Source organism: Staphylococcus saccharolyticus (assembly GCF_900458815.1).
In the GTDB taxonomy this organism is placed as follows: domain Bacteria; phylum Bacillota; class Bacilli; order Staphylococcales; family Staphylococcaceae; genus Staphylococcus; species Staphylococcus saccharolyticus.
On record NZ_UHDZ01000001.1, the window covers coordinates 1,432,257 to 1,457,987 of the forward strand.

The following is a 25,731-nucleotide window of genomic DNA, read 5'->3' on the forward strand; positions in this document are numbered from 1 at the left end:
ATAATAACAAATTTTAGTTTTATAAGAAAATGCCTTTTTAAAATTTAAAAGGTTACTAACTAAAAGGTGTTTTAGCTAGCAATCTTAAGTTTCATTTGTAATTATATAGATAATTATTTTAAAGTTTGAACTTGATTTAAGATATTTTCTTTAGTAAATCCATATTTTTCAACTACTAAGCCTCCAGGAGCACTTGCACCAAAACCATCTATACCAATTACTTTACCTTCTGTACCTACATATTTATGCCAACCTAGTGGTGAAGCCATCTCAATTGCTACACGTTTAGTAATATTTGATGGAAGTACTGATTCCTTATAATCTGTTGATTGTTGTTCAAATGCATACCAGTTTGGCATAGATACAACTCTTACCCCTTTACCTTGCTTTTGTAAATCTTTTGCAGCTTCAATCGCTAAACTAACTTCTGAGCCAGAAGCCAATAATAAATATTCTGGTTGTTGATCCGTTTCAAATACAGTATAAGCCCCTTTACGAACTCCTGTTTCAACTGTCTCTTTATCAACATTCAATGTTGGTAAATTTTGACGTGTTAACACTAAAGAAGTTGGTGTTTGTTCAGATTCTAACGCAACTTCCCAAGCTACACACGTCTCATTACCGTCTGCTGGTCGTATCACATTCATATTAGGAATTGCACGTAAACCTGCTAATTGCTCAATAGGTTCATGTGTAGGTCCATCTTCACCTACTGCTATTGAATCGTGCGTAAATATAAATGTTGAGTTAAGTCCCATAATTGAAGAGAGACGTATCGCTGGTTTTAAATAATCACTAAACACAAAGAATGTAGCACCATAAGGATGCAGGCCCCCATGTGCTGCCATACCATTCACTGCAGCTCCCATTGCAAACTCACGTACACCAAACCATATGTTTTTACCTTCAGGTGTTTCTTTATTATAATCTTTTGCTTCTTTAACATTAGATTTATTTGAACCAGCTAAATCCGCTGAACCTCCGAAGAATGAAGGTACTGCTTGGCTTAATTTTTGAATGATTTCCCCAGAATCTGCTCTAGAAGCTCCACTATGTCCTAAATCATACTCTGGTAATTCTTTATGATAATTTTTAGGGAGTTTACCACTAATAGCTAATTTAAATTCCTCTGCTAATTTAGGATAAGCTTCACTATACTCCTCAAGTTTAGCTTTCCAAGCATCCTCATGTTCATTAGCACGCTTTAACATCGTAGTTTGGAAAATTTCATATACTTCTTCAGGTACATTAAAACGTTTTTCTGGATCTAAACCATATGCCTTAAAAGTAAGCTTTCTTTCATCTTCACCAAGAGGTGCTCCATGTACGCCATTTGAACCAGCTTTATTAGGTGAACCAAAACCTATAATTGTTTTCACTTCGATAATTGTTGGTCCTTGTTGAGATTTAGCGGTGTTAATTGCATTATCAATCTCTTCTAAATTATTACCATCTTTGACTAAGATGTGATTCCAACCATATGCTTTAAATCTTTCCTTAGTGTTTTCAGAGAACGATTTATCTAAATCACCATCGAGTGAAATATCATTTGAATCATAAAGTACAATTAATTTATCTAACTGATTATGTCCAGCAAATGAAGCTGCTTCATGAGAAATACCTTCCATCAAGTCTCCATCTGATGCCAAAACATATGTGTAATGATTAACCAAATCAAATTGATCTTTATTAAATTTACCTGCTAAATGATTCTCTGCTAATGCCATTCCCACTGACATTGCAAATCCTTGTCCAAGAGGTCCTGTAGTAACCTCTACACCATCAGTATGTCTATACTCTGGATGACCTGGCGTTTTTGATCCCCATTGTCTAAATTGTTTAAGTTCTTCAAGTTCTAAACTGCCAGATACGTGTAACAAACTATATAATAGTGCTGAACCATGACCAGCTGAAAGAATAAATCTATCTCTATTAAAATAATCTTTAGATTGAGGGTTAAAATTAAGATGGCGCGTCCATAATGTATATGCCATAGGAGCAGCTCCCATTGGTAATCCCGGGTGTCCTGAATTTGCTTTTTCGATTGCGTCAATACTTAATGCACGTATTGTATCGATAGCCAATTGATCATTTTTGTTAAACATCGTTGTGTCTTCCCTTCTTCAATTATTATCTAAAATTAATTATAACTTACTTCAATTTAAAATGATAAAGAAATATCAGATAAATCCACTCAAATTGCTACCTTCTGATTATTTCTTGTCAATTTATTCATTATTATTTTTACGCTTCTCAGCTTGAATTCTTTTTAGTTTCTCAGGTGTAACATCATTTCCTTCTGTGTCAATGACTTTAGTACTTTCTAATTGTTGTTTAAACCCTTTTCTAAATGAATCTAAATATTGCTTTCTTAATTTAGATTGTTCTTTAGCTTCTTCATTCGTTAACCCTTGTTCTCTTTTTTTTTTAGCTAACTCATTAATTCTCTCTATATTTAAATCTTCTCTAGACATATTAAATCACTTTTCCTTCTATCATTAATTCTTTATTTTAACCAAAATTTACATCTATTAATTCTTGAGTAGAATATATCAAAAAAATGAGCATAACCAAATTGTTACGCTCATTACTATAATCAATCTATAAAATAATTAACAAGACTTAATTTACCAATGCGAACACAGACGTTTTTTCTGTTCGGTATTTTGTTTGTCTTTAAAGTTATCATCTAATTTATTAGTATCTTTCTGATGAATTTCGTGATCAGTCATTTCGTACGTTTGTTCTGATTGGACATTTTGGTTTACACTTAAAAAGAAAGTTAAAAATACTGCGCAAGATAATAATATAATAGCGATATATGTTAAAAATTTTTGTTTATTTATGAATAACATTTATTCTCACTCCTGGAATATTTGTTTGTATAAACAATTTAACAGAACAAACGTTCTCTGTCAATAATAAAACGAACAAATGTTTGTTTCAGATCTCAAATAATGCTATAATAAATTTAAATAATTAAAAGGAGTGCCTACATATGAGAGAACTCACAAAACGTCAAAGTGAAATTTATGATTACATCAAACATATTGTTCAAACTAAGGGATATCCACCAAGTGTAAGGGAAATTGGTGAAGCAGTTGGATTAGCATCAAGTTCAACTGTACATGGTCATCTATCAAGATTAGAAGAAAAAGGTTATATCCGAAGAGATCCTACAAAACCAAGAGCCATTGAAATTGTAAGTGATCAATTAGATGAGGTTAATGTTGAAGAGACTATCCATGTACCTGTTATTGGTAAAGTTACAGCAGGTATTCCCATTACTGCAGTAGAAAACATCGAAGAATATTTTCCATTACCAGAACATCTAACTTCAACTCATAATAGTGATATTTTTATTTTAAATGTAGTTGGCGAAAGTATGATAGAAGCAGGTATTCTAGATGGAGATAAAGTAATTGTACGTAGCCAAAATATAGCTGAAAACGGAGATATTATAGTTGCAATGACTGAAGATGAAGAAGCCACTGTCAAACGTTTTTACAAAGAAAAGAATCGATACCGCTTGCAACCAGAGAATAGTTCAATGGAACCTATTTATTTAGACAACGTCATTGTTGTAGGTAAAGTGATAGGATTATATAGAGAGATGTAACTAGTAACAACAGTTCTCTTTTTAAACATAGACCTCCTTTACTCATATAAATTAGAAGACTCGCTAACCTAAAATTAGCGAGTCTTCTCTTTAATATTCTTTTTTAAAATTTCTTTTACCTTATCTAATACATCTGGATTCTTTTTATTTTTAGTTTTCATGTTATCTACATCCTTACGAGTTAAATATACCCTTCTGTATCATAGATAAACGTTTAACTTGTATAATTTTCAGTACAAAATGGTTGTCTATCATCATTAAAGTCTACACCTAAACCTAAATTTTTAAACTGATGGTTTAAAATGTTCTTTCTATGTTCTAATGAATTCATTAAGCCTTGATGTGCGTATACTGTTAAGCTGACCATAAGCTAAATTTTCAGCGGCTGCATTAAAATCTATGCCGTCTTTTTTAGTCTATCAAATGGTGATCGTCCCTCTTTGTCGTTGTGGTCAAAATAGTTTTTTTCTACCATATTGATACTATGTTTTCTTGCAGTATCTGATACTTGACCTGAATACTTTAGTGTATTTAATCCGTGTTGCTTTCTTTCTGTATTAACTAAATCAAAATCTTGTAATTCAAAGCTTTCTTCAAGTGATTTAGATGGTGGACCATATTGACGCCGTAAACGATTTTCCATATTTTCACTAACTTGTAGCAATGCAGTCACGCCGTTACTTCTATGTTTATCATAAAAAACAGTCGTATAAATGTATCCTTTATGGAAAATGTCATACTCATCGCTTTTGACTTGAAAACGAAATCTACCTTTTTTGATGTAGTCAATGGGCTCTCCTAGTCTGTTTCTAACGACATCTTTAGGTGTTGAGTATTTAATCTTAGATTTTGATGATATCAAATTTTGGTTTGTATATAATGCGTTTACACGATCTTTGATATAGCTAACCATAATAAAATTATTGTAATCTTTATCGTAATACGTATACCAAGTTGTTCCATACGCACTAGTAGTCGTTCTCTTTTGATGCCCAAGTTTGTTTTCAACATCACTTTTGGACATATTCATTTGAATATTATTAATTGCAAATTCTTGTTTTTTAGGGATGGCTAACTGTCTATCGATACTACTTGAATCTTGATCTATCCAATGATCGATTTGTTGACGAACCTCGTGTTGAACATAAATCAAAGGTTTAGTTTCTCTAATTGATGTAAAAATTGTTATGCAAAGTAAAACTGTAACAAACAACAGAAATCTTTTAATCGCTTTCACCTACTACATTTAGTTAGTCTCTATCCCCATTAAAAATAGAATTTCTTACAATAACATAATCAACAGTTCTTAGAGATTTTAAATCTTTACCGCCTGCATAAGAAATAGAACTTTGTAAATCCTGTCTCATTTCAATCAATGTATCATTGAGTAAACCTTTATGTTCAACAAATATTTTTTTACCTTCAACATTCTTATGTTCACCTTTTTGGAATTCTGAAGCACTACCAAAATATTCTTTATATCTCTTACCATCTAATTCTACTGTCTCACCAGGAGATTCTTCATGAGCAGCGAACAATGAACCTATCATGACCATTGAAGCACCGAATCTTATTGATTTAGCTATGTCGCCATGTGTTCTTAAACCACCATCAGCAATGATTGGTTTTCTGGCAGCTTTACTACAAATATTCAATACAGCTAACTGCCATCCTCCTGTACCAAAACCGGTTTTAATTTTAGTAATACAAACCCTACCAGGTCCAATACCTACCTTTGTAGCATCTGCACCCGCATTCTCAAGCTCTCTTACACCTTCAGGGGTACCAACATTACCTGCAATAACAAAACTATCAGGTAGATGTTTCTTTATATGTTTTATCATATTGATAACAGAATCCGAATGTCCGTGAGCAATATCAATAGTAATATATTCTGGTATTATTGATTGACAAGCGAGTTTCTCAACAAATTGAAACTCATTTGCTTTAACGCCCACTGAAATTGACGCAAATAACCCCGCATCTTGCATCTTCCTAACGAATGGAATTCTTGCTTCTTCATCAAAACGATGCATGATATAAAAATAGTCATTTTCTGCAAACCACTTAGCGAGCTTCTCATTCATAACCGTTTGCATATTAGCCGGTACTACAGGCAAATTAAATGTACGTGGTCCAAATTTAATTGAAGTATCACACTCTGATCTACTATTAACAATACATTTATTTGGAATTAATTGTATATCTTCATAATCGAAAATCTTCATTTTAATTCTTAACCCCTTACAATAGTCTCAATAATTAGGATAATTCTTAAAATCCGAATAATTACTTTGATTTTACACATATTATTCAGATAATCTCATCCTTATTAACTGTACATCGTTTTCCTACTATTGTAAATGGACATAAAAACTAATTTAATTTTACCAACTAGATTTTTTAACGCCAGGAATTTGTCCTTTATGAGCATGTTCTCTAAAAGCAATTCTGGACATTTCAAACTTACGTAAAACACCTCTAGGTCTTCCAGTAACTTTACATCTTCTAGTCAATCTTGTTGGAGATGAATCTCTCGGTAATTTGCGTAAAGCTTCATAATCTCCTTTGGATTTTAATTCTTTACGTAATTCGTAATATTTATTAACTAATTCTTGTCTTTTTTGTTCTTTAACTACTTTGGATTTTTTAGCCATAAAATATAACCTCTTTCTATAAATCGTAATTATTACGTTTTATAGAATAACATATCTGTAAAATTATACAAGTAAAAATTCTTATACAACTACGTTGAATGGCTAGTGTTTATTCTATAAAAAACAGCCTCTTCCATTATCAAAGAGGCTGGCATATTTCAAATTGTCGTATTTGTAAAGATAAGAAATTATTTAGTTTCACGATGTAACGTATATTTATTTAATCTCGGGCAGTATTTTTTCATTTCAATGCGTTCCGGATTGTTACGTTTGTTTTTAGTAGTAATATAGTTACGGTCGCCACATTCTGTGCAAGCTAAAGTAATATTTACGCGCACGATTAACACCCTTTCTAATGTTTTTAGGAATTCTTACGATTTAAAATTTTATCATAAAACTAAATGGTGTGCAATCGACAAATATTAGTTCATTTATTTAAAGTTTTCGTATGTTTCATCTTCTTCAGATTCTAAATCAATATTATTAATATCAATATTTAAAGCTTTAGCCACACCTTTTCCATATTCAGGATCAGCTTTATAGCAATGACGAATGTGTCTTACTTTAATATCTTCAGTTACTCCGTCCATTGCATTTGCTGTATTAGTAAAGATACGTTCTTTAGCATCATCAGATTGCAATCTAAATAATTTTCCTGGTTGTTCAAAATAATTGTCATCATATTGGCGGTAGTTATATTCATATCCCTCTCCATCAGTTTGGAATGGTGGTTTTTTATATTTTGGTTGTGAATCATAAACACCTTGATTATTTGGATAGTAATGAGGTCCGCCACCTTGATTATTATCTAAGAAACGCATTTGACCATCACGACTAAATGGACACAAATTCTCAACGCCTACACCTTTAGGTTGGTTAACAGGAATTTGCCAATGATTCACTCCTAAACGATAACGTTGTGCATCTCCATAAGAGAATAAACGACCTTGTAACACTTTATCTGGAGAAAAATCAAGTCCAGGTACAATGTTAGTAGGTGCAAATGCAGCTTGTTCAACATCTAAGAAATAGTTTTGAGGATTTCTATTTAATTCAAACTCTCCTACTTCAATAAGAGGATAATCTTTTTTATACCAAACTTTTGTTAAATCAAATGGATTATCTGGATGATTTTTAGCTTGTTCTTTAGTCATAACTTGAATATACATTTTCCATTTAGGATAATCTCCTTTTTCAATGGCATTGTATAAATCTCTTTGTGAAGAATCTCTATCCATACCAACAATTTCAGCCGCTTCATCATCAGTGTAATTTTCTATACCTTGTTGAGTTCTGAAATGATATTTTACCCAAACTCTTTCACCTTTGTCGTTATACATTGAATAAGTATGTGATCCAAATCCATGCATATTACGGAAACCTTTAGGCATTCCTCTATCAGACATTAAAATTGTAACTTGATGTAGTGCTTCAGGAAGGCCTGTCCAAAAATCCCAGTTGTTTTGTGGACTTCTCATATTTGTACGTGGATCTCTTTTAACTGCACGATTTAAGCTAATAAATAACTTTGGATCTCTAAAGAAGAATACGGGAGTATTATTACCTACTAAATCCCAGTTACCATCTTCAGTATAGAATTTTAAAGCGAATCCACGGATATCACGTTCTAAATCAGCAGCACCGCGCTCACCTGAAACTGTAGAGAAACGCGCAAACATTTCAGTTTGTTTACCTACCTCTGAAAAGATCTTAGCACTTGTATACTGAGTGATATCATTAGTTACTGTAAAAGTACCAAAAGCGCCTGAACCCTTTGCGTGCATACGACGTTCAGGAATCACTTCGCGATCAAAGTGTGAGATTTGCTCTAAATAATAAACATCTTGCATCAATAATGGACCACGTTGTCCAGCTGTCATACTATTTTCTCTATCTGACACCGGTGCTCCAAATAAACCAGTTAATTTTCCGTCTTTTTTTGACATAACTAGCTCCCCCTCATACTGTTATTTTATAATAACTACACTGTAGTTTATATTTTAATTAAACCCTTTTGGAATAGCAAATAAACACTTTCTTAAAAATACCTTAAAAAATCAGAAAAATTTAACAATTTTGCTTTAAAGTGTTAAAAAGTTATTGAATAGTGTATTCAAAAAGATTAAAATGGTGGATATATTTTAACATAGATGGGAGACATCGTATGGAAGATAACAATATGAAACGTGGTCTTAATTCAAGACATATATCTATGATTGCTATTGGTGGTGCTATAGGAACTGGTCTCTTTGTAGCAACGGGTAGCGTCATTTCCCAAGCTGGCCCTGGTGGTGCAATATCAGCATATATATTGATAGGAATTATGCTTTATTTTTTAATGGCATCCATTGGAGAACTCGCAACATTTTATCCAGTGTCAGGATCATTCAGCTCTTATTCTACTCGATTTGTAGACCCCTCATTAGGATTTACAATGGGATGGTTGTACTGGGGCATGTGGTCACTCGTTACTAGTGTAGACATTATCGTTGCTTCTAATGTTTTACAATATTGGTCTGTCTTTAAAGTATTAAGTCCACTTGTATGGAGTTTAATTTTCTTAACTTTTTTATTCTTAATTAATATCTTTTCTGTTAAAGCTTTTGGTGAAACTGAATTTTGGTTGTCACTTATTAAAGTAATTACTATTATCGTTTTCATTATATTTGGTGTATTAATGATTTTTGGTATTCTTGGTGGCCATTCGTATGGTTTTGAAAATTATACTAAAGGACAAGCACCTTTTGTTGGAGGTATTTCAGGTTTATTAAGTGTGTTATTAGTCGCAGGATTCTCAGTTGGTGGGACTGAGGTTGTAGCTGTTACAGCAGGCGAATCAAATAACCCTAAAAAATCGATGCCTAAAGCAATTAAACAAGTTTTCTGGAGAATACTATTATTCTATGTGTTATCAATAGCTGTGATTGCTGCAATCATTCCATATATGGATCCACTATTACTAAATAAAAATGAATCTGTTTCACAAAGTCCATTTACTATCGTTTTTGATAGAATCGGGATTGCTTTTGCAGCATCTGTAATTAATGCTGTTATTTTGACTTCATTATTATCAGCTGCTAATTCAGGTATTTATACAACAAGTAGAATGTTGTTTTCATTAAGCGTAGATGGTCAAGCACCTAAATTTTTTGGGAAGTTAAATAAAAGAACGAAGTTACCAATGAGAGCACTCATCACTACTTACATCCTTATCATTTTAGTTATTGTTTATGCTAAATTTAACGCAAATGCTGTATTTAATTTACTTAATATCATTGGTTCTATGGTGATTGTCGTTTGGGGTTCAAGTATCTGGTCACAAATCAGATTAAGACAAGCCATCAAGAAACAAGGTAAACTACCTGACGAGTTACTACCTTATAAAGCGCCATTCTATCCGGTAGGTCCCATAATAGTCATTATCACTTTATTATTCCTATTATTAGGAAGTTCATTTAGTAGTATTACAACTGGTAATATTTTAGGTGTTATTAGAAACTTTGCACCATTATTCATTCTAGCAATTATTTACTTCGTGCATAAGATAATTAAGCGTACGCATTTTGTGAAATTAAAAGAAATGGATTTAACACCACATAACTATAGCGATTGATAACTAGAGGCGATAATTCTTAAATAGAATTATCGCCTTTTTTATTTTTTATAAATACCCCTTTCTTTAAAATTTCAATATCAAATGTGTCATTTCCAATATTTTCTATTTTTAAATAATGATGTATAATAATTAATAATAAAACGGTTTAGAGGTGGATAACATGGTTGGACAAACTAACTTATTCGATGATGTTATAAAACAAGATGAACGCTTTGTTATAGTTGTACAATCTCTTGAAGAAAAAAATGGAAGATTATTGAAACGTACTTTAAGAGAATACCCTAGTTTAAAACACAATCAAATGAATGATTTATTTACTCATCTCAAAGAAGTTTTTTTAAAAGAACCTTTTGAAGAGAATCAATCAGCTTTTAGTATAACAGTTTATACAAATCTTGATTATGCTGCAGATCAAGTTTATGCTCACGTTAAGCGCTACAAAGGTAAACATGATTGGACACATACAGCTAAATAAACTATATAAAAAAAGCTTAGGTTATCAATTAAAATAACCTAAGCCTTTAAAATTTTATAAGAGATTTCTTAGCGCATGTAGGATACCTCCAGAATTATTATCTAATGTTACCTTATCAGCAAGATTCTTTAATTCATCACTTGCATTTCCCATAGCTATTGAGTAACCAGCTACTTCAAACATAGATTTGTCGTTTAAGCTATCACCAAAGACAATAACCTCTTCAAGTGAAATTTGTAATCTCTTACAAAGCGCTTTTATTGCATTCCCCTTAGATACATCTTTTGCCATAAATTCTAAGAAAAATGGTTTGCTTATAGTTACATCTATTTCTTCATTGAAAATTCCATCCAAATCTATACGTGCTTCTGTTATATTACCTACATAATCTACACCCATAACTTTCGACACATCTTGGACGATGTACTGTTTCAAATCTTCTACACATTTCATCGGCAAACCTGTCAGCTCTGACTCTATATTCATATATTCATGGTCACTATCATGAATAATATGACCGTCATCATAAGTAAGTACTAAAAACCCTCTATCTCTACAATAATCCACAATTAAATCAAAGTTTTGCTTAGATACAGTTTGACTTACTTCTACCTTCTCTTGTAACATATTCGTAGTTTTGCCACCATTATAACTAATGATATAGCTACCATAATTATTTAAGTTTAATTCTTTTGCTACTGGAATCATTCCTTCAGTAGGACATCCAGAAGCTAGTACGACATAATATCCTTTATTTTGAATATCTATGAGATAAGGTTTTGTTTCGGATGATAATTCATTGTCACTATTCATTAATGATCATCCATGTCTAAAACTACCATTTTATATTTATTCATACAGTAAAGAACTCCTTTCACGAGCTATTAAAAGTTCATTCTCAACTATAGTTTACAATAGTTTATGACTTTAGGTACACTACTTCCTCTTCAATACCTGTCTCATTAATAGTTACAATTTCAGAGATACAGTTCTTTAATTTATCTCTTAAAGTTCTGACCAATTTACCACTGTTCTCTTTAGGACTCAATGTTAAAATTGTAGGTCCCGCACCACTTATTACCGTAGCATAAGCTTGATGTTGTCTTGACAATTGACGTACTTCTTTAAATTCGGATATTAAATATTTTCTGAATGGTTCATGAAAACCATCTTGTTCCATCATCTGACCTGCAAGTCTATATTTGTGCTGGATTAATGCACAAATCATTGTATTACTTATCGGACTATTTTGTACTGCGTGCTTATGTGAAAAATTTTCTGGCAACACATTACGTGAATCTTCTGTACGTAGTTCATAGGGAGGTATAGTAACAATTACATCTAGATGAGGAACATCTATTCTAGCCACATTCGTAACCCTACTCTCAGGATTATAGTAACCAGATATGAGTACACCGTATATTGTAGGTGCAACGTTATCTGGGTGCCCTTCAAATTCAGTTGCTAATTGTAATAACTCATGTTTTGATAATTGAATGTTACCAAAATAGTTTGCAATATATAGCGCTCCTACTAAAGCAGAAGCGGATGATCCTAATCCTCTTGCTAGTGGTATATCACTTCTCATTTCAACTTGTAAGCATGGTAGAAAAACATTGTACTTACGAGCAACATCTTGAGCAATTTTATAGATATAATTGCTTTCATCTTTAGGTAAAGTTTCTAACTCAGGACTATAGTAATGAAATTCCCAAACTGTGCCTTTTATCTTTTTTATAGACATATGCAAATATTTACTTAAAGCCATACCTATTGAATCAAAACCGACTCCGAGATTTGCAGTTGATGCAGGAATTTTGAGTTTTAAAACTTCTTCCATTTTAAATTGCCCCTTTTATGTAGTTAATAATACTTTCCTTATTATTTTGTAAAAGTTGAATTTGATTGTCTAATAATGAAATAGCAGTATCGGGGGCTTTTAATCCATTACCTGTTAAAACAGCTACTGCTTTTTTACCCTTAGGCAGTTTACCAGCTCGATGTAATTTAATTAAACCTGCAATCGATGCGTTACTCGCAGGCTCACTAAATATACCTTCATTTGTAGCCATCATTTGATAAGCTTCTAAAATTTCTTCATCTGTGACACTATCAATTAAACCATTTGACTCGTTTAGTGCATTTACAGCTTTTTGCCAGCTTGCAGGATTGCCAATTCGGATGGCAGTTGCCACAGTTTCAGGATTTTTAATGACTTTATTTTGAACTATTGGAGAAGCACCTTCTGCTTGGAAGCCGAATAGTTGTGGTAATTGAGTATTCTTTTTATTATGATACTCAACAAATCCTTTCCAATAAGCAGTTATATTTCCTGCGTTACCTACTGGAATGGCTAAAATATCAGGCGCATTGCCATCAAGTTGTTCTATTAATTCGAAAGCTCCAGTTTTCTGACCCTCTATTCTATATGGATTAACTGAGTTTACTAACTCAATTTCATTATTCTCTTCAGTTATTTCTTTAACAATTTCTAAAGCTTCATCAAAGTTACCTTCAATAGAAACAATCTCCGCACCATACATCACTGCTTGAGATAATTTACCCAAGGCTATTTTACCCTCTGGAATTACAACAATCGCTTTCAAACCAGCACGAGCCGCATATGCTGCTGCAGATGTATTACCGGTAGATGCACAGATAACAATTTTTTTACCTTGTTCTTTAGCTTTAGTCATAGCCACTACCATACCACGATCTTTGAACGAACCTGTTGGATTAGCACCTTCATACTTTATATATAGATTTATATTTAATAATTCAGACATATTATTACAGTAAATAAGAGGTGTACTACCCTCATTAAGAGTTAATTTAGGTGTTGTTTCATTTACTGGTAAATATTCTTTAAACTCTTCAACTAATCCTTGCCATCTTTTCATATTTATTAAACCCCTTCTACAGGATATACCTTTTCAACATTAAATCCTGCTTTATTTAATACCTTTTCAGGAGATTGATCAATTCCAATCACAATAACCGCACTAGTTTCACAATCGCGTTCAACTAATTGCAAAGACTTATGTAACGGTAAATGTTTCTTTATCTCATTTTCAAGTTTGACAAGCGACAATTTATAATTGTTAATCACTACATAATATTTAGATTTTTCATGAATAGCTACTAACTCTTCGCCATTAATCATTTCTCTTGTTTTTTCTGTTTTTAATTCAAAATGTGGTGGTAATGTGTGAAGATTTGATTCGAAAAATAACGCTACATTTAATAAATCACTAACTACTGCACTACCTGTTGCCAAGCTTCCTGCACCTTTACCATAAAACATAGTATCTCCTACAGCGTCACCAATAACGTAAATCGCATTATATTCATTTTCTACAGCTGCAAGCTGATGTGTTTCATGGATGAGCATAGGCTCAACAGACGCTGTTACTTGCCCGTTTTCATATGTACTTTTACCAATGAGCTTAATTTTATAGTTTAATTTTTTAGCAACGTTAATATCGGATAAAGTTGTATTACTTATGCCTACTCTTTTTACATCATTAAGTTTGATAACTTGATTAAAAGATAAATAAGATGTGATTACAACTTTTCTCGCTGCATCTACACCTTCAACGTCATCTGTTGGATCTGCCTCGGCATAACCTAATCTTTGAGCTTCATCTAACGCATCTTCAAATGATGTTTGTTCATGAGTCATTTTAGAAAGAATATAATTAGATGTTCCATTCAAAATACCCATAAATTTAGAAATATTATTGGCATTTAAACCATTATTGATAGCATTTACAATTGGAATACCGCCTGCAACACTCGCTTCAAATTTTAAAGCAACCCCATTTAGTTCAGCTAAGTTTTCTAAGAGTTCTAAATGCACAGCTAATAAATCTTTATTTGCAGTTATAACATGTTTTTTATTCTTCAGTGCTGTCCTCAACCAATAAACTGTGGGTTCTATCCCTCCCATTACTTCTACGACAATATCAATTGATTCATCCTCTAATATCTCATTAATATCTTCAGTAAGATGATATTGATTAATATTTAACGGACGCTTTTTAGAAATGTCTCTTACTAATATATGTTTGATGACTATATCTTTATTGATGGTGTCTTTTATCTGTTGTCTATTCTCCTCAATAATCTTTACAACACCTGATCCCACTGTTCCCAGACCAAGTAATGCAATATTTAATTCTTTCATATATTACCTCCGTTTATGCTTTTGAGAAAAACAATTGTACTGTTGAAAAATACTTAATAATGGTTTAGTATAAAATCATTCTAAATTTTTGTAAAATTCTTAATATTGAAAATATAAATCTATATTACCATGGTCAATCAGAAAACTAAATAAAAATTTCTGATTTTTTAGAAAGGTTGAAAATTATGAAAGTTTCTAAATTTGGAGGAAGTTCAGTTTCCGACGCCAAACAAATCAAAAAAGTTTTAGATATCGTAAATGAAGACCCAGAGCGTAAAATTATTATCGTCTCAGCGCCGGGCAAAAGACATAAAGATGATATTAAAACAACTGACTTACTTATACGTTTGTATGAGAAGATTCAAAATAACCTCGATTATCAAAGTAAAAAAAAGGAAATTATTCAGCGTTATGCAGATATTGTTAATGGACTAAACATGGATGATGCCATATTGACTACGATTGATGAAACGTTAGAACTTTACATTGAACAACTTTCAGACAAGCCTCCTCGTCTTTATGATGCTTTATTATCTTGTGGTGAAAACTTTAACGCACAACTCATAGCGATTTTTAATAATAGTCAAGGCACCCCTACACGTTATGTATCACCAAAAGAAGCATGCTTAATTGTTACTGATTTACCTCAACAAGCTCAAATACTCGATTCCTCTTATACAGATATTTATAAATTACGTAATTATAAAGAGAAATTAATCATTCCAGGATTCTTTGGCGTTTCACAACAGAATTATATCGTCACATTCCCACGTGGTGGTTCAGATATCACTGGTGCTATTATAGCTAGAAGCGTTAGAGCTTCACTCTATGAGAACTTTACTGATGTTTCAGGTATATATAAAGCAAACCCAAATATCATCAATCACCCTGAACTTATTGAAGAAATCACTTATAGAGAAATGCGTGAATTATCCTATGCAGGTTTTAGTGTATTCCATGATGAAGCATTACAACCTCTTTATAAAGATCGTATTCCTGTTGTCATTAAGAATACTAATAGACCCAATGATAAAGGAACATATATTCTACACGATCGTGAAATTGACTCAAATAAAGTGATAAGTGGTATTAGTTGTGATAAAGGCTTCACAGTTATTAATATAAAAAAATATTTAATGAATAGAATTGTTGGGTTCACAACTAAAATTCTTGGAGTGTTAGAGGAATTTAATATATCTTTTGATCATATTCCTTCTGGAATTGACAATATCAGTATTATTATGAGAACAAATCAAATTAATGGAAAAGAAAGTCAAGTTTTAAATGAAATACGCAAACGTTGTAAGGTTGATGAATTAAGTATTGATAATGATTTAGCTATCTTAATGATAGTAGGTGAAGGAATGAACCAAGTTGTAGGAACTGCAAGTAAAATCACTCACGCACTATCCGAATCAAATATCAATTTAATTATGATAAATCAAGGTGCATCAGAGATTTCAATGATGTTTGGTATACGAGAAGAAGATGCTGAGAAAGCTGTTCTTTCTACTTATGAATTTTGTTACCATGGAGTTTGTCTAAAAAATTTATGTCAATAAAAATAATGATTTCTACATTACATATATACTCAAGTAATCTCAAATTCTCCTTAGAATATATGTTGTAGAAATCTTTTTTACGATATTTTCTTATTATGAATAATAGCTTCTTGAATTCGTCTCTCGCCTACTACTAATTTTAATATGTAAAATTGATAGTAACTTAATGCGTCTATAACAACTTTGTAATTTGAGAACTGATGATAATTTTGATCATCCATTAAATCATACATTAGTACAATTTCAGGTTTAATATAATCTACATTCCAACTTAATGAGTGAAAGTAAATATTATTTTTAGGTAGTCTAATATTGTTGTCTAACCTAAATACCCACTCATCATTAGTAACATCGTAAACGAATACATTAAGAACAATTGTATTTTCTTTTAACACTTCCACGTGAGCAATTTGAGACAAAGACATTGCTTCAGATTGTGTTTCATCATTAAGTTTATCATAATATTTAATCACAAAATCTTTCGGAATAACTTTGATAATTTCTAATAGCTTTTTACGTTCAACACAAATATCGACTTTAGAAGACAGTTTAAATTCATCATTTAAAAAAAGATGCATAGCTACTTCGCCATGAAATTTAAATAAATGAGTAGACGTTTCTCTCAATATTTCAACTATTTGATTTACTGGATTTTGTTCTTCAAGTTTCATTTAAACCACCTCTTTAGCAAGCGCTTTCATACCTAAATTATACCCACACAACTCATAATTATCAAACACATAAATGTGAACATTTAGTAAACTTTATTTTTAATTTTTATCAATATTAAATTTCATATCATCATCAATTTAGCTAAATTTATTTCTTATAATTAGTGTAACTTTCTCCACAGTTCACCAAATTTTAAATGTTATGTAAATAATTCGTCACCCTTTATGTATTACTATTTCGAGGTTTCTCAAATTCATTGAACTCAAAATTTAAGAAGTTTATAATTTATTTTGCAAATAGAATTTAATATTAAAAGATTTGGGTGAATATTTATGTCTTTAACGATCATCTTATCTGTATTAATCGTCATTTTGATTGGAGTTATGATTCTAAATCAAAGATACATGAAAGATAGAGTTGAAACAGAAGAGTATGCAAGAAATCAGTTAATTGCTAAAAATTCAATTCTAAGTGAGGAAAACTTATCACTTAAAAATCAAATGCTAAGTACTAATAATGACATTGGGTATTGTGCTTTTAAAAATGCTAAACGTGAATTAAAAAAAATTCTAAATGGCTTTAAAGAACAAGGGCGTTTGAAATTCTATTCGATTATTCCTACGAGTAATTTGGCTGTTAAACATCCTTTATTCGAATATGCACGTTCATTTGATTTCATTATCATAACTGATGTAGGACTCATTAATGTGGATGTTAAAAATTGGAATCAAAAAACATTTTATCATTTTGACGTACCTGATAGGCATTTAGAAGAAGGTAATTACCACTTTAATTCTGAAAAAGTGGTGGGCCATTATGTAAGCAGTCGTTATCATAGTCAATTTAATACCACTCGTTCAGGCGTATACACTTTTATTGAAATACTACAAAATAATCGTGTTATTTATGAATTTTATGATCACGATCCATACCAAAAAGCTGCTAATAATGCAAAAGCTTTAAAAGATAAAATTGAAAGTGATTATAACTTTAAAATTCAAAGTATTGGGATTATATATTTCAGTGATGGTAGCGTAAATATCATTGAAGGTTCCGAAGAGCGTGACAAATATGTTGATACAGTTTCAACCCCTACCTCTTTAGAAAAGGTAATTGAAGATGCGATTCAATTATCTAAGCATCCACTTAACGATGAACAACTCTCAGAGATTTCAGAGGGTTTTAAACAACATATGAATAATTAAGTACATGCAAAAACCCTTGGAGTTTCTCATTCAAGTTAACTCTCCTAGGGTTAGTTTTATTTAACTCCAAATTTTTAACTTTTCTTCTTTAGCCTTATTTTGAGCTTTTATAAAACTTTGACGATACTTCCCATTTGGTGAAAAATATTTTTCTCGTGCTAAGCCCTTTTCGACTAATTCTTCATTAAACATTTGTTTATCACTTAGCCAAACGTATGCTAATGTACGTCCGTATCTATCTGTTTTTTCTTTATCATACTCAAGATATACATTTTTTTCGTTAAATGTTTCTTAGTATAATTTGATGCTTCTTTACCATAAGGTTGAACCGGTGTATTCGGCTTAACTGTTTCTGGTGTATCAATGCCAATCAATCTAACTTTAATGTCTTTATTATTTCTTTGAGCAACAAAAGTATCGCCATCTACAACACGTTTAATATAAACCTTATCTTTACCATTTATATTTGAGTTTTCAGACGTATGATTTAAGTCGGGAGAACCAAACGGTCCTGAATGATTAATAAATTGAAAAATGATAACTAAAATCGCTATCATTGCTACAATAATAATTGATAATACTTTTTTAGATTTCAATGCTGTCATCTTTTTTATTTAATATACCGATTAATAGTAATTAAAATTAACTTTATCGTCAATTTTTTCAAACTAATATTTTAAAACTCCATTTGACCTTCTCAATACTATCTATCTATTTTTTCAAAATGATAGAGCATGATATAATACGGTGTGTTAGGAGTGAAATAGATGAATACATCTAATGAAAATAAAATCACTATCATTGCAGTGATTGTCGCAATCATTGTTGGTGTGATTTTACAAATCGTCTTTAAATTACCATTAATAGTTAGCTTAGTCGGTTCAGTATTTTTAGGTATGTTAGTAGGATTTATTGTTTATCTTATTCAATCATATAAAAATAAAAGTAAATAAAAATTGAACGGTGTATTTAAATATGCGTAATTTTTTAATTATTACTTGACTAAACGTAGGAAAGGGCGAGGTACAAAATTCATATTGAATTCGTTGTCTCACCCCAGCAACGAACTCCAACTTGCATTGTCTATTGAATTTATGGGTGAAATTCTCTTTTTACGGCCCGGACTATAGTTGAAAAAAGCTTGATATAAGTTCATTTTCAATTCAGTCATCAACTGACAATATGCTAAAAATACCTAAGACATTGATTGATGTGCACCCCAAAAACATCTAAGTTTGTGGTGTGCATGTTTATATTTTAAATCCATCCCTTATCTACAGCTTTTTTCCAAGCATCAAAACGATTATCTGAATACAGTTGTACTTGTATAATTGCGTACAGTTCCATCAGATTAGTATAACTTTCCAGCAATTTCTTTACTACTTAAGCCATTACCAATCTCTCTTAAAACGACTTGTTCTTTATGTGTTAATGGATTTGATTCGGTAAATAATGAAGTCATTAGTGACGCGCTATACTCTTTCTCGCCTTTCACCACTTTATAGATTGTTTTGACTAAGTCGTCTACTGAACGTTCTTTTAATACATAGGCATCAACATCATTTGCTACCGCTTTTTCATAGTAGCCAGGACGTTTAAACGTAGTAACAATAATTACTCTCGTATTAAAATTCTTTTCTCTCACATGAGATAAGATTTCTAAACCTGTCATGCCAGGAATTTCAATATCTAAAATAGCCACATTGGGTTCGTTATTTTTTATAAATTTGAGTGCATCTACGCCATTTTCCAAATCAGCTAAAACCTTCATATCTTCATGCATTTCTATCAGTTGTACCATTGCTTTTCTCAACATCAATTGATCTTCAGCTATGACGGCGATATCATCATAAATCACCTCTTGGTATGTCGATAATGATGTGTGTTCCATTATTTGAATATACAGTTACTTTGCTAATTAAATAATCCACACATTCTTTAATACTTTTTAAATTCAAAGCATCTTCATTATCTATATCCACACCATTATCTTTAATTTTTAAAATTAATTGATGATCAAGCTCCTCTAATTCCTGTATCACTTCAGTCGCATGGGCATGTTTAATAACATTGTTAATTGCCTCTCTAAAAATCATGGATAATATCGATTGTTTAGCAGGATTTAATGATGTAGCGGCACCTTTATTGTTGAATATAAAATTTAGATGAGCATCATGTAATATACTTTCTACAGACAAAACCTCATCTTCAAAAGATTGTATTTTTAAATCATCAATAATAAATCTGACTTTATTTAAAGCTTCTCTAGAAAGTACATTAATAGCAAGCATCTCATTTTTAGCTGCCTCTGGTTGGGTATCAATGAGTTTAGTAGCTAATTCTGATTTTAAAGTAAGACTGGCAAATACATGACCTAATGTATCATGAAGATCTTGATTTATTCTATTGCGCTCTTGTTGAGCTATTAATACCTTAATATACTTATTCTTTTCTTCAAGTTTAGCTTTCATAATACGTTCGTCTCTATTTTTATGCCTATAGCAACAATTAATATAACCAAATAAAATGCACTTAAAAGAACCACATATGTTGAATTAAATTTATAAGTTAATATTAAACAAGTTATCATAGATATTAAAAAAGTTATAAATTCTTTTGAGAGAATCTTGACATTAAACATAAAAGGTAAAGCGAATGCACTAAAGAAGAAAAATAAACTATATACAAAATAAAAAATTCCTAAATAATGAATAACTAATAATACATATAAAATACTATTACTAAGGTGTTTATAAAATAAAATCATCGTCACATAACTTATTGTAAAAATAGAAACAATTAAATAGTTTAATAAACTGTCACGTTTATCAGCAAATATAGCTAAGAACGGAAATATTAAAGAACTTAATTCACCTAATCTTACTCCCCAACTTCTTGACTCCATTTACGAAACATCTCTCTTCTTATTAATGATTAAAGCAATACTCAAAAAGATTATACTATAGAGTATGAGAAAGCCAAACGCTTCTATATTGACACCTTTATCTTGACCTAAATCTAAAGCAAGTTGTTTTAAATAATACGTTGGCATTCGTTTAGAAATGGACTGAAGCCAATCTGGAAAGGTATAAACAGGAAACCATAAACCTCCTAATATAGCAAGTGTAATATTAAGTAAATTGGCAAAACTACATGCTTTTTGAATATCATTGAGTTGTGCGATAATCAGTCCTAAAGTCAAAAATAAACTAGCCCCTATCCATAAAGCTAAGACAGAGAATATCCATTGAAAAACAGTCATATGAACATCCTTGTAAAAATGAGCCACATAAAAAAATAATAATTGCCATTAAAAACTGACACATCGTCTTAATTATTTTAACTAAATAATATTGAAATGATAGTAATGGGGTCATCATTAAACGTTTATACCAACCATGACTTCGCTCTTTAATCATATCTAATGGAAATGACAATAGACAAAAGTTCATTAAACTAAATACTGTCATACTGTACATATACTCTTTATAAAACTTAGCTTTTGCTTCTTCATGGCATGTCTAATATAGAAGTAAATAATAAATAAAATACTACAGGTAGGAATATGGACATAACTAAATACAATTTCTTTCTAAATATAATCTTTAATTCTGTTTTAAAATAAGTTGCTATCACTGGTAATTCACTCCTTTAGACATTTCATTAGAAAACACGACTTCTAATAAGGACGTTTTAAGAATTTCAATCTTATTGAAATTGACATGATGTTGTTTCAATAATTGTAAAACATCACTCACATCAGTTGTTTTTATTTCATATCTATTTTTTATTAATTTAATTTCGTATTTATGTTTCAGTTGATTGATAAGTTCTTGATGCTTACAAGGAATTCGAATTAAAGAATAACTTTGATTCCTTTTTATATTTTCAGGTGAATCATTTAATTAAATTTTACCTTTATCTAACATCATTACTTGATCAGCCATTCTCTCAACTTCTTCAATATAATGAGAGGTATATAGTATCGTAGTGTTATTCATTCTTAATTTTTCGATAATACTCCAAAAATGTTGACGCATTTCTATATCCATAGCTGACGTAGGCTCATCTAAAATTAACAGTTCAGGTTTACCTACCAATGCAAAAGCAAAATCTAAAATCCTCTGTTGTCCACCTGATAAATTACATACCATTTGATTCATTTGTCGGTCGCTAAATTGTGTAATTTCTTTAAATTGATAAATAGAAATAAACGTTTGATAAAAGGATTGATATAATTGTAATAATTCGCATACCTTTATGTACTTAGGAAACTGTGTTTTTTGAAAAAGAATGCCCATCTTATGCTTATTTAGCAAATTTGATTTATCAACGATTTGACCACTACCATATTGATTATTTCCAATAATAATATCTATTAACGTTGACTTACCTGCTCCATTTTTACCGATTAATGCTGTACAACGTTTATTTTTTATATCAATACTTATATTTTCTAAAACTTTGTGGTTCTTAAAAGATTTAGATATATGTCGAAGCTCAATCATTATCGTCACACCTTTGATTTATGTTACTTATAATTTAGCAAAGTCAAGATAATGAAATAAGTACCGAATGTCATTAATTAGTAATGACATTTGTCATATAATATTAAAAGTTTACATAACATATTTATTGTCATACAAAAAGCCCCCGCTTTATTAAGCGAGAGCTGAGGTTGAAAATTATAATATTGGTGAAATTAATTTAGCTAAGTCTTCTTTAAATTTAATTGATAAAGGACGATTTTCATATTTTTCTTTCGTCAATAAATTGGACTTAGTAATATCTTCTTCAAAGGCCTCACGCAGTTGCTTAGCAATCACCTTATCATAGATAAATGCGTTCACTTCAAAGTTCAGTTCAAAACTTCTAAAGTCCATATTTGCACTTCTTATTGATGATACCTCATCATCAATCATCAGAATTTTAGAATGTATAGATCCATTTTGATATGCGTAAATATTAACGCCACTATCTAGTAAATCTGCTACATTTGAAAAAGTAGCCCAATATACAAATGGATGGTCTGGCTCACATGGAATCATCAAATTGACATCAACACCACTATTTGCCGCCATTTTTAAGCATTAATATACGATTGATCTGGTATAAAGTAAGGGCTTTGAAGGTAAATAGACTTTCGAGCACTCATAATCATTTTAGTATAACCATATTCAATTTGATGTAAATCAAATGCAGGGCCACTCGATGCAATTTGAAGTGCTACATCCCCTTTTTCCCTGTTTTCTTAGGAAAATACTTTTGGCCAAATTCAAATTGAGGACGATGAGATTGTGAATTCCAATCTAAAATGAATCTAAGTTGTAATGTATCAATACCTTCACCTTGAATACGTGTATGTGTATCTCTCCAATATCCTAGTTTACCTAAACTTAAGTAGTCATCACCTACATTGAAACCACCAATATAACCTATTTGACCATCAATAATAATAATCTTTCTATGATTACGATTATTCATTCTAAAGTTAATCAAAGGAAGTTTTGATGGAAAGAATGCCTCAACTTCTCCGCCTAGTGATCTAAAATGTTTAAATTTAGATAATCTTACTTTTTTTGAACCTACATCATCGTATAATAGTTTAACTTCTAAACCTTCTTTAAGTTTTGTTTCAAGGACATCTAAAATACGCTTACCTAAACCATCAAGTTCAAATGTATAATACTCTAAATGAATGTAATCTTTCGCGTTATAGATATCTTCTACAACTTTGTCATATAACTCATGGCCATCTGTAAATAAATCAATTTTGTTATTTTCAGTTAAAAACGCATCCTGTTTCATTAGCAACATGCGAATGAGATCATGATGTTTTTGAACTTGATCATTTATATAACCATAATTTTTCTTGTCAAAACTATCAACTTGGTCTTTAACTAAATCTGTAAAAGCGCGTAACTCATCACGGTTATTTCTTTCCATTTTCTTTTTAGACATAGTACAACCTAAGAATAAATATAAAATTAAACCCTACAAAAAGAACAAATAGCCAAGCCCAAGTAGCACTTGCACTACGTCGATCTCTTTCTAAAAAGATAATTACAAAAGCCAGTACTAGTTAATGATAAATCCTAACACAAGCAATATTGTTAACTATAGATTGTTTAAAATCATTACGCTTCAGTAACTAATGTTATAACCGCATTAAAATCTTCTTCATTATTCGGAAAAGCTCTTTCTTCAATTTGTTTAATAGTGATATTTAACAATTTGTAGCCGTTTCCTTCTTGAGATTTTAAAAATTCATTAACACTTTTTTCTAAACTTTCAAGTGATTCCTCAGTTAATGTTTTAAATTTTATTTGTTGCATATCATCCATTCCCCTTTCTTTATGTTGATTAAATGATAGAACTTTTCATAGAAAATTTCAATTATTAAAGAAATAAATGCTTTTTAGAACTTAATCACTCAATAGGTTGGACGGAATTTATTTAATTTTAAATAGTCTTGATGTATAATAACTACATTCGATTGAATATTCAGAATTATCTATCTACAGTTAGTAGTTACTAGTTAAATTTCTCTTATACTACCCATTTCTTTGTAGAGAAATTTTATCTCATTAACACTCAATCAACACGAATCATCGAATAAAATTTAAAATATCGATTAAATATTGGAGGGAAAGTCTGTGATTTCATTTGAAAATGATTACTTAGAAGGTGCACATGAAAAAGTCTTAAATCGATTAGTTGAAACAAATCTAGTACAAGCTGCCGGATATGGCTTCGATGACTTTTCAGCACAAGCAGCAGACAAAATACGTAAAATAATTAACTGTCCGGAGGCAACCATCCGATTTTAGGTAGGTGGTACGCAAACCAACCAAGTCGTCATTAATTCTATGCTTGATAGTTATGAAGGTGTCATATCTACTGATACAGGGCCATGTGGCAGTACATGAAGGTGGCGCGATAGAATTCAGTGAACATAAAGTGTTAACTATTTCATCTAATGCAGGTAAAATTTCTGCACAAGGTGTTGAAGAAGATTATTTAGAAACATTTCAAAGTGATTTTAAAAAAGAACACATGGTATTTCCAGGGATGGTTTATATTTCACATCCAACTGAATACGGAACTTTATACACTAAAGAGGAATTACAATCTTTATCTAGAGTTTGCCGTAGATATCACATTCCACTATTTATGGATGGTGCACGTTTAGGCTATGGTCTTATGAGCAATCAAACTAATGTAACTATCGAAGATGTTGCAAAATACTGTGATGTGTTTTACATAGGTGGTACGAAGATTGGAGCACTTTGTGGTGAAGCAATCGTATTCACTAAACAAAATGAACCTAAAAACTTCACTACAATCATAAAACATCATGGTGCTTTATTAGCGAAAGGTTGTTTAACTGGTATACAATTTTTAGAATTATTTACAGATGATTTATATTTTGATATAAGTCGACACGCTATTAAAATGGCTGAAAAAGTAAAAAAGGGATTTATAGATAAAGGGTATCAAGTCTATTTTGAATCAACAAAAAATCAACAATTTTTTATTTTAAGCAATGATAAAATTGAAGAACTAAAACAAAAGGTAAAATTCGCAGTTTGGGAGAAATATGATGATCAACATCGTGTTGTCCGCTTTGCAACAAGCTGGGCAACAACAGAAGAAAATGTTAATCAACTACTAGAACTAATATAAAATGCAAAATGAAGTTATAAAAACCGTATCGCTAAAGGGATCTCAGAATGTAG

General features: G+C 31.0%; 17 protein-coding genes and 10 pseudogenes. 7 read left to right on the forward strand and 20 right to left on the reverse strand.

The genetic code is table 11. The features are described from left to right. Window positions 1-113: 113 nt before the first annotated feature. The 3 genes and pseudogenes from tkt to sosA form a co-directional block, all read right to left on the reverse strand. Window positions 114-2,105: a transketolase gene (gene tkt, locus DYE57_RS07060; RefSeq protein WP_115313422.1), complete on the reverse strand. Its 1,992-nt coding sequence runs from the start codon at window positions 2,103-2,105 to the stop codon at window positions 114-116. A 123-nt stretch (window positions 2,106-2,228) separates the two neighbouring features. Further along, window positions 2,229-2,474, reverse strand: a complete 246-nt coding sequence (locus DYE57_RS07065) for a DUF896 domain-containing protein (RefSeq protein ID WP_115313423.1) — start codon at window positions 2,472-2,474, stop codon at window positions 2,229-2,231. Window positions 2,475-2,622: 148 nt separating this feature from the next. After that, window positions 2,623-2,855, reverse strand: a pseudogene (gene sosA / locus DYE57_RS07070) (DNA damage-induced cell division inhibitor SosA). Between the two features lie 143 nt (window positions 2,856-2,998). Between sosA and lexA the strand changes: the two are divergent. Continuing rightward, window positions 2,999-3,619, forward strand: coding sequence for a transcriptional repressor LexA (gene lexA, locus DYE57_RS07075; protein WP_115313424.1), 621 nt, complete (start codon window positions 2,999-3,001; stop codon window positions 3,617-3,619). Window positions 3,620-3,833: 214 nt separating this feature from the next. Here lexA and DYE57_RS07080 read toward each other — a convergent pair. From DYE57_RS07080 to DYE57_RS07100, 5 genes and pseudogenes are all read right to left on the reverse strand, one after another. Next, window positions 3,834-4,856: pseudogene (locus tag DYE57_RS07080) on the reverse strand (CAP domain-containing protein). Between the two features lie 13 nt (window positions 4,857-4,869). Further along, a complete protein-coding gene (gene guaC / locus DYE57_RS07085; protein ID WP_115313425.1) occupies window positions 4,870-5,847 on the reverse strand; it encodes a GMP reductase in 978 nt (325 codons plus the stop codon). 159 nt (window positions 5,848-6,006) lie between these two features. After that, entirely contained in the window at window positions 6,007-6,276 is a 270-nt protein-coding gene (gene rpsN, locus DYE57_RS07090; protein ID WP_115313426.1) for a 30S ribosomal protein S14, read from the reverse strand. Window positions 6,277-6,464: 188 nt separating this feature from the next. Beyond that, window positions 6,465-6,614, reverse strand: coding sequence for a 50S ribosomal protein L33 (gene rpmG, locus DYE57_RS07095; RefSeq protein ID WP_001831295.1), 150 nt, complete (start codon window positions 6,612-6,614; stop codon window positions 6,465-6,467). 93 nt (window positions 6,615-6,707) lie between these two features. Beyond that, window positions 6,708-8,222, reverse strand: coding sequence for a catalase (locus tag DYE57_RS07100; protein ID WP_115313427.1), 1,515 nt, complete (start codon window positions 8,220-8,222; stop codon window positions 6,708-6,710). A 218-nt stretch (window positions 8,223-8,440) separates the two neighbouring features. Here DYE57_RS07100 and DYE57_RS07105 point away from each other — a divergent pair, with 218 nt between their 5' ends. Together DYE57_RS07105 and DYE57_RS07110 are read left to right on the forward strand one after the other, a co-directional pair. Next, window positions 8,441-9,889 (forward strand): amino acid permease, encoded by a 1,449-nt coding sequence (locus DYE57_RS07105; RefSeq protein WP_115313428.1) that lies wholly within the window; start codon window positions 8,441-8,443, stop codon window positions 9,887-9,889. A gap of 163 nt (window positions 9,890-10,052) precedes the next feature. Then, entirely contained in the window at window positions 10,053-10,367 is a 315-nt protein-coding gene (locus DYE57_RS07110; RefSeq protein WP_115313429.1) for a hypothetical protein, read from the forward strand. A gap of 54 nt (window positions 10,368-10,421) precedes the next feature. Here DYE57_RS07110 and DYE57_RS07115 read toward each other — a convergent pair. The 4 genes and pseudogenes from DYE57_RS07115 to DYE57_RS07130 form a co-directional block, all read right to left on the reverse strand. Next, window positions 10,422-11,224 (reverse strand): annotated as a pseudogene (locus DYE57_RS07115) (Cof-type HAD-IIB family hydrolase). A 62-nt stretch (window positions 11,225-11,286) separates the two neighbouring features. Beyond that, window positions 11,287-12,207, reverse strand: a complete 921-nt coding sequence (gene thrB, locus DYE57_RS07120) for a homoserine kinase (RefSeq protein WP_115313431.1) — start codon at window positions 12,205-12,207, stop codon at window positions 11,287-11,289. A gap of 1 nt (window position 12,208) precedes the next feature. Then, window positions 12,209-13,267 carry a threonine synthase gene (gene thrC, locus DYE57_RS07125; protein WP_115313432.1) on the reverse strand — a complete coding sequence of 353 codons (1,059 nt, stop codon included), beginning with the start codon at window positions 13,265-13,267 and terminating at the stop codon, window positions 12,209-12,211. Between the two features lie 5 nt (window positions 13,268-13,272). Next, complete coding sequence (locus DYE57_RS07130; protein ID WP_115313433.1) at window positions 13,273-14,553, reverse strand: homoserine dehydrogenase; 1,281 nt, start codon at window positions 14,551-14,553, stop codon at window positions 13,273-13,275. 185 nt (window positions 14,554-14,738) lie between these two features. On the opposite strand from DYE57_RS07130, the gene DYE57_RS07135 reads away from it, so the two are divergent. Next, complete coding sequence (locus tag DYE57_RS07135) at window positions 14,739-16,115, forward strand: aspartate kinase (RefSeq protein ID WP_115313434.1); 1,377 nt, start codon at window positions 14,739-14,741, stop codon at window positions 16,113-16,115. A 77-nt stretch (window positions 16,116-16,192) separates the two neighbouring features. On the opposite strand, the gene DYE57_RS07140 is transcribed toward DYE57_RS07135, so the two are convergent. Beyond that, entirely contained in the window at window positions 16,193-16,786 is a 594-nt protein-coding gene (locus tag DYE57_RS07140; RefSeq protein ID WP_115313435.1) for a hypothetical protein, read from the reverse strand. A gap of 333 nt (window positions 16,787-17,119) precedes the next feature. On the opposite strand from DYE57_RS07140, the gene DYE57_RS07145 reads away from it, so the two are divergent. Then, a complete protein-coding gene (locus tag DYE57_RS07145; protein WP_115313436.1) occupies window positions 17,120-17,992 on the forward strand; it encodes a hypothetical protein in 873 nt (290 codons plus the stop codon). A 60-nt stretch (window positions 17,993-18,052) separates the two neighbouring features. Here the strand turns inward: DYE57_RS07145 and nucI are convergent. Continuing rightward, window positions 18,053-18,588 (reverse strand): annotated as a pseudogene (nucI, locus tag DYE57_RS07150) (thermonuclease NucI). Window positions 18,589-18,759: 171 nt separating this feature from the next. Between nucI and DYE57_RS07155 the strand changes: the two are divergent. Next, window positions 18,760-18,945, forward strand: a complete 186-nt coding sequence (locus DYE57_RS07155; RefSeq protein ID WP_115313437.1) for a LapA family protein — start codon at window positions 18,760-18,762, stop codon at window positions 18,943-18,945. A 304-nt stretch (window positions 18,946-19,249) separates the two neighbouring features. On the opposite strand, the pseudogene DYE57_RS07160 reads toward DYE57_RS07155, so the two are convergent. The 6 genes and pseudogenes from DYE57_RS07160 to DYE57_RS07185 form a co-directional block, all read right to left on the reverse strand. Continuing rightward, window positions 19,250-19,883: pseudogene (locus DYE57_RS07160) on the reverse strand (response regulator). After that, window positions 19,840-20,897: pseudogene (locus DYE57_RS07165) on the reverse strand (sensor histidine kinase). The pseudogenes DYE57_RS07160 and DYE57_RS07165 overlap by 44 nt, the downstream one beginning before the upstream one ends. After that, a pseudogene (locus DYE57_RS07170) lies at window positions 20,898-21,628 on the reverse strand (ABC transporter permease). Continuing rightward, a pseudogene (locus DYE57_RS07175) lies at window positions 21,625-22,500 on the reverse strand (ABC transporter ATP-binding protein). The pseudogenes DYE57_RS07170 and DYE57_RS07175 overlap by 4 nt, the downstream one beginning before the upstream one ends. Before the next feature lie 177 nt (window positions 22,501-22,677). Beyond that, window positions 22,678-24,103, reverse strand: a pseudogene (gene cls, locus DYE57_RS07180) (cardiolipin synthase). Window positions 24,104-24,129: 26 nt separating this feature from the next. Then, window positions 24,130-24,327, reverse strand: a complete 198-nt coding sequence (locus DYE57_RS07185) for a hypothetical protein (protein WP_115313438.1) — start codon at window positions 24,325-24,327, stop codon at window positions 24,130-24,132. Between the two features lie 321 nt (window positions 24,328-24,648). On the opposite strand from DYE57_RS07185, the pseudogene DYE57_RS07190 reads away from it, so the two are divergent. Continuing rightward, window positions 24,649-25,678, forward strand: a pseudogene (locus DYE57_RS07190) (threonine aldolase family protein). The last annotated feature ends 53 nt before the right edge of the window (window positions 25,679-25,731 follow it).